At 65.1% G+C, this 9,142-nt stretch carries 6 protein-coding genes and 1 pseudogene; 1 reads left to right on the top strand and 6 read right to left on the bottom strand.

Annotated features, from left to right (window positions below; all coding sequences use genetic code 11):
• On the bottom strand, positions 1 to 1,811 hold a 1,811-nt coding region (locus QN413_RS24995), incomplete at its 3' end, for a DEAD/DEAH box helicase (protein WP_323499307.1).
• Between the two features lie 304 nt (positions 1,812 to 2,115).
• On the opposite strand from QN413_RS24995, the gene ettA reads away from it, so the two are divergent.
• Complete coding sequence (gene ettA / locus QN413_RS24990; RefSeq protein ID WP_323499306.1) at positions 2,116 to 3,777, top strand: energy-dependent translational throttle protein EttA; 1,662 nt, start codon at positions 2,116 to 2,118, stop codon at positions 3,775 to 3,777.
• Between the two features lie 135 nt (positions 3,778 to 3,912).
• Here the strand turns inward: ettA and QN413_RS24985 are convergent, their stop codons facing one another.
• The 5 genes and pseudogenes from QN413_RS24985 to QN413_RS24965 all read right to left on the bottom strand — a co-directional run bounded on the left by QN413_RS24985 (position 3,913) and on the right by QN413_RS24965 (position 9,140).
• Positions 3,913 to 5,286: a TAXI family TRAP transporter solute-binding subunit gene (locus QN413_RS24985; RefSeq protein WP_323499305.1), complete on the bottom strand. Its 1,374-nt coding sequence runs from the start codon at positions 5,284 to 5,286 to the stop codon at positions 3,913 to 3,915.
• A gap of 16 nt (positions 5,287 to 5,302) precedes the next feature.
• Complete coding sequence (locus tag QN413_RS24980) at positions 5,303 to 6,406, bottom strand: P1 family peptidase (protein WP_323499304.1); 1,104 nt, start codon at positions 6,404 to 6,406, stop codon at positions 5,303 to 5,305.
• 91 nt (positions 6,407 to 6,497) lie between these two features.
• A pseudogene (locus QN413_RS24975) lies at positions 6,498 to 6,698 on the bottom strand (copper-binding protein); the annotation flags it as partial.
• 76 nt (positions 6,699 to 6,774) lie between these two features.
• Positions 6,775 to 8,412: an FGGY-family carbohydrate kinase gene (locus tag QN413_RS24970; RefSeq protein ID WP_323499303.1), complete on the bottom strand. Its 1,638-nt coding sequence runs from the start codon at positions 8,410 to 8,412 to the stop codon at positions 6,775 to 6,777.
• Positions 8,412 to 9,140, bottom strand: a complete 729-nt coding sequence (locus tag QN413_RS24965; protein WP_323499302.1) for an SDR family oxidoreductase — start codon at positions 9,138 to 9,140, stop codon at positions 8,412 to 8,414. The genes QN413_RS24970 and QN413_RS24965 overlap by 1 nt, the downstream gene beginning before the upstream one ends.
• Positions 9,141 to 9,142: the final 2 nt, after the last annotated feature.

The raw sequence follows: 9,142 nt of genomic DNA, 5'->3' as shown, positions 1-9,142 counted from the left end.
CCACCGTAGCCACCACCGCCACCACCCGAACGACCACCGCCGCCCGAACGGTTGCCGCCGTAGCCGCCACCACCACCACCGCCGCCTCCGCCAGAGCGGCCGCCGCGTCCGCGACCGGCGCCCATGTGGTCGACGCTCGTGCGCAACGGATCCGGCTGACCCTCGACGCCGCTCGTGATCGACTCGGCGCGCTGATGCGCTACCTGATTGGCCTGGGTCGGGCTGTGGCTGTTGCCGTGATGACGCGGCTGGCGCTCATCGAGCGAGCCCTGTGGCTCACGTGCCTCGCGGGGTTCACGCGGCGCGAATGGCGCGTGATGCGGCGCACGTGCCGGGCCTTGCGGGCCGCGACCTTGACCTTGCGGTGCACGGCCGCCCGGGCCACGTGGACCCTGACCGCCGCCGTTGGCATTGCGGCCCTGGCCTTGGCCCTGTCCCTGGCCGCCACCGCCGCCGCGACGTTGACCGCCACCACCGCCGCCATTTCCACCGCCACCGCCGCCCGAGCGTTCACCGCCCTGGCCGGCCTTGTTCTCGCGAATACGGCTGAGCATTTCGGTACGTGCGGCCTTGGCCGCAGCCTGCATCACATCACGGCTCGGCGGACGACCGGCACCGCCCCAGATCGTCTGGCGACCCATGGCGATAGGCTCGGCGCGTTCACCTTCTTCGGGGCCGAAGCCTTCGACGATCTTCACCGGGATCTGCTGCTTGGTGAAGCGCTCGATCTCCTGCATAAAACCTTCTTCGTCCAGGCACACGAAGCTCACCGCCTCGCCGCTCGAACCGGCACGGCCAGTGCGGCCGATGCGGTGCACGTAGTCTTCGCTGACGTTCGGGATTTCGAAGTTGACGACGTGCGGCAACTCGTCGATGTCGATGCCGCGTGCTGCGATGTCGGTCGCGACCAGCGCGCGGATGTCACCGCTCTTGAAGCCGGCCAGCGCTTGCGTGCGCGCGCTCTGGCTCTTGTTGCCGTGCAACGCCATCGCCTGAATGCCGTTCTTCGTCAGGAACTCGGCCACGCTGTTGGCGCCGAACTTGGTGCGGGTGAACACCAGGACCTGGCTCCAGTTGTGCTCGTTGATCACGTGCGCGAGCAGCGCCTTTTTCTTGCCGCGGCCGACCGGGTGAATGGTCTGCGTGATGCGCTGCACGGTCGTATTGGCCGGCGTTACCTGAACACTTTGCGGGTTCTTCAGCAGCGTGGCGGCGAGGTCGCGAATTTCATCGCTGAAGGTGGCTGAGAACAGCAGGCTCTGCTTGTCTTTGGGCACCAGTGCGAGGATCTTCTTCACGTCGTGGATGAAGCCCATGTCGAGCATGCGGTCAGCTTCGTCGAGTACCAGGATCTGCACTTGCGACAGGTCGAGCATGCCTTGCTGCTGCAGGTCGAGCAGGCGGCCCGGCGTGGCGACCAGGATGTCGACACCCTTCTTCAGTTTGCTGATTTGCGGGTTCATGCCGACACCGCCGAAGATCACCGTCGATTCGAGATCGAGGTACTTGCCGTAGGTGCGAACGGACTCTTCGACCTGGGCCGCGAGTTCACGCGTCGGGGTGAGCACCAAAGCACGGATGGCGGTGCCACCGAACTTGTTGGTGCCACTGGCGCTCAAGGTGAGCTTGTGCAGCATCGGCAGCGTGAAGGCCGCCGTTTTGCCGGTGCCGGTCTGGGCGCCGCCGAGCAGGTCATGCCCGTCGAGTACCACGGGGATGGCTTGCGCCTGGATGGGGGTCGGGGTGTCGTAGCCATGCTCGTGCACAGCCTTCAAGATGGCAGGAGCCAACTTCAGATCATCAAAATTCATTGGAAGCAATAAGCGCCTTACACGGCGCAGTGGTATCGGCCCGCTCAACGTCTTGTGCGACGCGAAGCCAGTAGGGGCAGATGAAGGTCAGGAGTGGGAGCCGAGAGCTTGTTGCATGCAAATGCGAAAAGCCATCTTGTCCCCGGCAGAGAGCCGGTGTAGCGGGCAACTGGACCCGGCAACGAGGAGCATTGTCGCATGAGTCGATAATCGGAGGTTGCCGCGCCCGATTTCGAGAATGTCGTCGTGGCGCCCGCGCAACCTTTTTTGCGCAATCAACGTTTATCCAAAGCAGTCAATACAGATGGCCCAATACGTCTATTCGATGAACCGTGTCAGCAAGACGGTGCCGCCCAAGCGGCAGCTCTTGAAAGACATTTCACTCTCGTTTTTCCCCGGCGCCAAGATTGGCGTGCTCGGCCTGAATGGCTCGGGCAAATCGACCCTGCTCAAGATCATGGCCGGCGTCGACAAGGAGTACGAGGGCGAGGCACTGCCCATGCCGGGCCTGACGATCGGCTACCTCGAGCAGGAACCCAAGCTCAATAACGAGCACACGGTGCGCCAGTCGGTCGAAGAATCCATGGGCGCCGTGTTTGCGGCCAAGGCGCGTCTTGAAGAGGTCTACGTCGCTTATGGCGCGGACGACGCCGACTTCGACGCGCTGGCGACAGAGCAAGCCCAGCTGGAAGCCGTCATCGCCACTGCCGGCACTGACTCTGAGCACCAATTGGAGATTGCTGCCGACGCGCTGCGCCTGCCGCCGTGGGATGCGACGATCGGCTTGCTCTCGGGCGGCGAAAAGCGCCGCGTTGCGCTGTGCCGCCTGCTGCTGTCCAAGCCGGACATGCTGCTGCTCGACGAGCCGACCAACCACCTGGACGCCGAATCGGTCGAGTGGCTGGAAGTGTTCCTCAAGCGTTTCGTCGGCACTGTGGTGGCCATCACCCATGACCGCTACTTCCTGGACAACGCGGCCGAATGGATTCTGGAAATGGACCGCGGTCGCGGCATTCCGTGGAAGGGCAACTACAGCACGTGGCTGGAGCAAAAGGGCGAGCGCCTGGCGCAGGAGCAAAAGGGCGAAGAAGCCCACGCCAAGGCACTGAAGAAGGAACTGGAATGGTCGCGCCAGAACCCCAAGGCGCGCCAGGCCAAGAGCAAATCGCGTCTCGCGCGCTTTGAAGAACTGAGCGACATGGAGTATCAGAAGCGCAACGAGACGCAGGAAATCTTCATTCCCGTGGCGGAGCGGCTCGGCCAGCAGGTGTTCGAGTTCCACAACGTCAGCAAGTCCTTCGGTGACCGGATGCTGATCGACAACTTGAGCTTCACCGTTCCACCGGGCGCGATCGTCGGCATCATCGGGCCGAACGGCGCCGGCAAGTCGACGCTGTTCAAGCTGATCGCAGGCAAGGAGCAGCCCGATAGCGGCCAGGTCATCATCGGCTCGACCGTCCGGGCCGCCTTCGTCGACCAGCACCGCGACGAACTGGCGAACCAGAAGACCGTGTGGGAAGACATCTCCAACGGCCTGGACATCATCAACGTCGGCAAGTTCCAGATGCCGAGCCGTGCGTATGCAGGTCGCTTCAACTTCAACGGCGCCGACCAGCAAAAGAAAGTCGGCACGCTGTCGGGCGGCGAGCGCGGTCGCCTGCACCTGGCCAAGACACTGATTGCCGGCGGCAACGTGCTGATGCTCGATGAACCGTCGAACGACCTGGACGTGGAAACGTTGCGCGCGCTCGAAGACGCGTTGCTCGAGTTCGCCGGCACAGTCATGGTCATCAGCCATGACCGCTGGTTTCTGGACCGCATCGCCACGCACATCCTCGCGGCCGAAGGCGACAGCCAATGGACTTTCTTCAACGGCAACTACCAGGAGTACGAGGCCGACAAGAAGAGGCGTCTGGGCGAAGAGGGCGCCAAGCCCAAGCGCATGCGCTACAAGGCGCTCAAGTAGGCCAACAGCCCGCCGCGCTGCATTGCGCTTACAAATGAAACCGCTTCAGTGCGGTTTTTTTGCACCTGCCTGTTGCTGTGACGTCACGATCAATACAAGACCGATGGCCCGGCGGCTCCTGGCACATGCGAAGTTTCAGCGCGTCGGCGTGGGAGCCACCGTCGCCTTCGGTGCGCTGCGCGGCCAGGTCGCCAGCAGCCGCTTTCGCACCGCATAGATGTTGTTGCGCAGTGCATAGAGCTCATCGGTATAAGACAGCGGCACGGTGATGCGGTGCGTCACGCGATCGAGTTCGTCGAGCTCGTCGAGTAGGCCATCGCGATCGCCCTTGCGCGCATCGACCTTGGTCTCGATCTCGCGCAACCGCGCGTACCAGCGGAACACCCGGCTTCGTACGCGGAACTGATAGAGCGGCGGCACGATCTTGCTCAAGGGCAGCATCAGCACGACAAGGCCGCCGAGCACCAGCCACATGCGCTCGACCAGGTTGCTGGCCCAGAAAGGCAAGTAGCGTTGCCAGAAAGGTGGTGTGCCGTTGATGGCGCGGTCGCCTTCAGGGCTCACGGGAAGTTCGCTAGTCTTGGTGTTCGGAAAATCGCGCGCCCGGTTGAACCAGCCGGCGCCGCCATGAATCGATTGCGCGCTTTCAGCGAACAGCTGACGCAAGGCCGGATGCGTGTGCTCCCGCGAGATCAACGAAGTGGTCGCAGCGACCAGAGACACATCGTGCGGCGGCAGATCGGAAGCGAGGTCGACCACGCCGCGCGGCAAGGCGACGGCCGACAGAAACGGAAAGCGCCGGGCATACGCATCGCTCTGGCCAAAGTCCATCAGCTGAATGCCGGGTGCGCGCAACAAGCGCTGCACCAGAGGCGACTGCGGCGCCGACGCCAGCACGATGGCGTCGAGCATGCCCGCCTGCAACGCCTCGGTGGCGGGTGCCGGCTCGAGGTTGGACAACTGCATTGTCGTCTCGTCGATGTGGTTGGCCTTGAGTAGCTTATCCATGATGTCGGGCACGCCGCTGCCCGCCTTGTCGACGTTCACGCGCAGGCCGCGCAGTTGGGCGAGCGAGGTGAGCGTGCTGGTCTTGCGATCGATCTTCTGCGCGGAATCGGTTCGATAGAACAGCCAGAGCGGCTCATAGAACAGACTGCCGAGCGAGGTCAGGCCGGCGTCTTCGTCAGCGCCCGCATCGGCGTTGCCGCCTCGCACGAAGCCCACGTCGGCCTCGCCATTGCGCAGCAACTGCAGGTTGTCCGCTGCGCCGTTCGTGGCCTTCAGGTCGACGGTGATGCCGTTGGCTTTGAGTGCGCTGGCATAGCGCTTGCCGAACTCGGCGTACGCGCTGCCGGCCGGGCCGGTCGCCAACGTCACGTGCTTGGGTGGCTGTGGGTCGAGGTACCAATACGCGGCGACCAGCGCTGCGATCACGATGAAGACGACCGGGCCGGCCGACACGATCAGGTCGCGGATGGAAAGCAGGATCAGCTTGAGAGTCTTTGGCATGAAGGCAGTCCAGGGTTCAGTTGCGTGTCACTGGCGAGTGCCCAGATCGCATCAGGTCGCTTGCGCAAGGAATGTCGAGTTTGTCCGTCTTGACCGATCGCGCTGCCCGCACCGCGCGCAAGGTCGCGCGCGCCACGACCTCGGCCGCCATGGTGCCAAGCACCGTCATGCCGGGTGCGTCGTCGGCCAGCGCGACGCGGCCGGTGGCCAGCACGAACAGCGTGTCGCCGTCGCTCATCGTATGGACAGGATTGATGGCGCGGGCCAGGCCGTCGTGCGCCACGTTGGCAAGGCGATTCGCCTGCACCTTGGTCAGCACCGCATCAGTGGCGATCACGCCGATGGTGGTGTTGGTGCCGGCCAGCAAGGGCTTGGGCATTTCACCGCGCAGCAAGGCGCGGCGCGTGTCGAGCAATGACTTGCCGTCGACGGTGCGGGCGCCGGCAACGACTTGCGCCGTGTCCGGATCGAGCACATCGCCCAGTGAGTTCACCGCGATCAGCGCGCCGACCGTCACGCCATTGACCGTGACCGAGGCCGTGCCGATGCCGCCCTTCATGGCGCGGTCGACGCCGAAAAGTTTGCCGACCAGTGCACCGCTGCCCGCGCCGACATTGCCTTCCGCGGGTGCGGCGCTGGACGCAGCGACGCAGGCCGCGTAGCCCGACTCGGCATCGGGCCGAATGCGCGCATCGCCCATCGGCAGATCGAACAGCACGGCCGCCGGTACGATCGGCAGGGTGCCGAAGCGCACGTCGAGGCCGACGCCTTGTTCTTCGAGATAGCGCATGGCGCCATCCGCTGCGGCCAACCCCCATGCACTGCCGCCTGCCAACATCACCGCGTGCACCTGCTGCACGAAGTTGCCGGGCGCCAGCAGGTCGGTTTCGCGCGTGCCGGGGGCGGCACCTCGCACGTCGACACCGCCGACAGCGCCGTCGCGCGAGATGATCACGGTGCAGCCGGTGGGCCGACGCGTGTCGGAGAAGTGACCGACTTCGATGCCGGCGACGTCGGTGATGGCGCCGCCGGACGGTGCGGACGGTGGTGATGCAGACGAAGCCGCGGCGGGCGCGACGGTGGCGGAAACACGGGGCGGGGACGACGACTGGAAAGGCATGGCGGCCGATTATGGAGGTCGCTCGGCGCCACCCGGTAACTCGCCGTGTCAGTTCGCCGGCTTGATCGCGACGAGTGATCTGGCCGTCGACCTTGTCCGCGCTGAAGCGCACCTTGTCGCCGGTCCTGACCTCGTCGAGCAACGACGCATCCTTGACGCGAAACGTCATCGTCATGGCTGGCATGTCGACGTTTTCGATATGGCCGTGCGCGAGCGTGATCGTCCGGGCCGCCGAGTCGACATCACGCACTTCGGCATCGACCCTTGGCAGCGCGGCTTGGGCAAATGCCATCGAGCTGCTGACCAGCGCGATGCACGCGATCCATGTTTTGAGGAGATTCATGTCGTTAGCGGGAGCGTGCGCTGCGTTATGCAGCGGTTGCTTGCCGAAGCTCCCGTGCCAGAGCTTGCAATTGCTCGAAGGCGCGAAAGCGCGTCAGGTGCAGTGCGGCGTTGGCGCCGCTGTCGGGGAGGAAGGTTCTTCCTGTTTGCGACATGCCGGACATCGCGGCGCCGACATCGTCGAAGGCACGGGCCGCCACGCTTCCCAGCATCGCGGCACCGAGCAGCACCGGCTCTTCCGCATCGGCCGCGACCACGACTTTGCCGGTCGCATCGGCGAGCAGTTGTCGCACCAGATCCAGGCGGCCGGCGCCGCCGCTGATCATGATTCGCTCGATCGGAGCGCCGGCTGCGGTCTGCGCCTCGATGATCTGGCGCAGCCCGTAGGCGATACCGCAAATGCCCGCGATGTACAGCGCGATGAGGCTGTCCATGTCGTTGGCCATGCCCAGGCCCACGATCACCGCCCTTGCATGCGGATCGGCCATCGGCGCCCGGTTGCCGAGAAACTCCGGTACGACATGAAGGCCATCCGCCAGCCGCACCGCGTCGGACAGACTGCGGGTCTTTTGCGCGGCGATATCGGCCAGCATCGTCACCAGGGACTGGCCTGCGGCTTGCGCCTGCTGTCGCGCTTCGGGCGCCAGCGGATGCATCGACAACAACTGTTCGATCGCAGCACCGGCCACCGATTGGCCGCCTTCGTTCAGCCAGGTGTGCGGCACCATCGCCGAGTAATAGGGCCCCCAGACGCCCGGCACGAACACCGGCGCACGGGTGCTGGTCATGGTGCATGACGAGGTGCCGAAGACGTAGGCCAACGCAGAGAAAGGATCGCCGTCGACCCCCACGGTGCCGATGCCTCCCGCATGCGCGTCGATGACGCCAGCGCCGACCGGCGTTCCTGTTGGCAAGCCGAGCTCCCTGGCCGCGGCCGGCGTCAATCCGCTGCCGAGCGCCGTGCCTGGTGCGACGACTTTGTTGCCGATCCGTTCGAAGGCTTCGTCGGCCAGCACGTCCAGGCCGATGGTGCGGAAGTAACTCGCGTCCCAGCGGTCTTCATGGGCCAGGTAGGTCCATTTGCAGGTGACCGTGCAGGTCGACCGTGACAGGTCGCCGCTCGCGCGCCAAGTCAGGAAATCGGTCAGGTCCATGAACTGCCACGCGTCGGCGAAGACGGCGGGTTTGTTCTCGCGCAGCCAGAGCAGCTTCGGCGTCTCCATCTCTGGAGAGATGCGGCCGCCGACGTACTTGAGCACATCGTGGCCGGTGGCATTGATCCGATCGGCCTGCGTCACGGCGCGATGGTCCATCCAGACGATGATGTTGCGCTCCGGGTCGTCGCTCGGACCGACCGGCAACGGCTTGCCGCCTTGGCCGAGCACGACCAGCGAGCATGTGGCGTCGAAGCCGATGCCGACCACCAGGTCGGACGACACGCCCGACTGCGCCACAGCGCTCCGGACCGACGTGCACACGGCGGCCCAGATCTCGTTGCTCGACTGTTCGACGATCGAGCCCGGTGCCTGAAACAAAGCGATGTCTTGCTTGGCGGATGCCAGCATGCGCCCTGCGAGATCGAAGACGCCGGCCCGGGCGCTGCCGGTGCCCACGTCTACGCCGATGACGTATCCGTCCGGTGCTGTGCGTGTCGGCAGCTTCATCAGAGATCGACGCTGTTGGGCAGCACGACGATGTCGCGGATCGTCACGTTGCGCGGTCGGGTCAGCATGAACATCACGCAGTCGGCGACCTCTTTCGGTTGCATCAGGCTGCCGGAGGCCAATGCCTCGTCCATCTTGGCCTTGGGCCAGTCGTCGAGCAGCGCGGTCACCACCGGACCCGGTGCGACCGCGCCGACCCGCACGCCATGCTTGGAAAGCTGCCGCCGCGTGGTGTGCACGAACGCCTGCACCGCGAACTTGGACGCGGTGTAGATCGGCTCCCAGGCAACCGGGACGATGCCGGCGATCGAACTTGTGAAGATGATGTCGCCCGACTTTTGCGCGACCAGGTGCGGCAGCACGGCGTGCACTGAGCGGAACGCTGCGTTCACGTTCAGGTTGAGCACGCGATCCCATTCGTCGGGATGTCCTTCGACGACATCGCCGCCGACATAGGCGCCGGCGTTGGCATGGAAGATGTGCAGGCCGCCCGCCAGCGCGAGGATCCTGGGCAGCATCGACGAGTTGTCTTCCGGCTTGAGCAGATCGACTGTCAGCGCCAGGGCTTCAGGTCCCAGCGCCTTGCAGACCTGCGCCAGCTTGGCGCCGTCGCGGTCGATGAGCACGACCCTGGCACCGGCGTCGACCAGCGCACGCGCGCATTCCAGGCCGATGCCCGATGCCGCGCCGGTGATGGCCGCAACGCGACCCTTGAAAGATTCGTTCATGG

It is taken from the genome of Variovorax sp. LG9.2 (assembly GCF_035018885.1).
GTDB lineage: Bacteria > Pseudomonadota > Gammaproteobacteria > Burkholderiales > Burkholderiaceae_C > Variovorax.
This window is presented reverse-complemented; position numbering and strand designations above follow the sequence as displayed.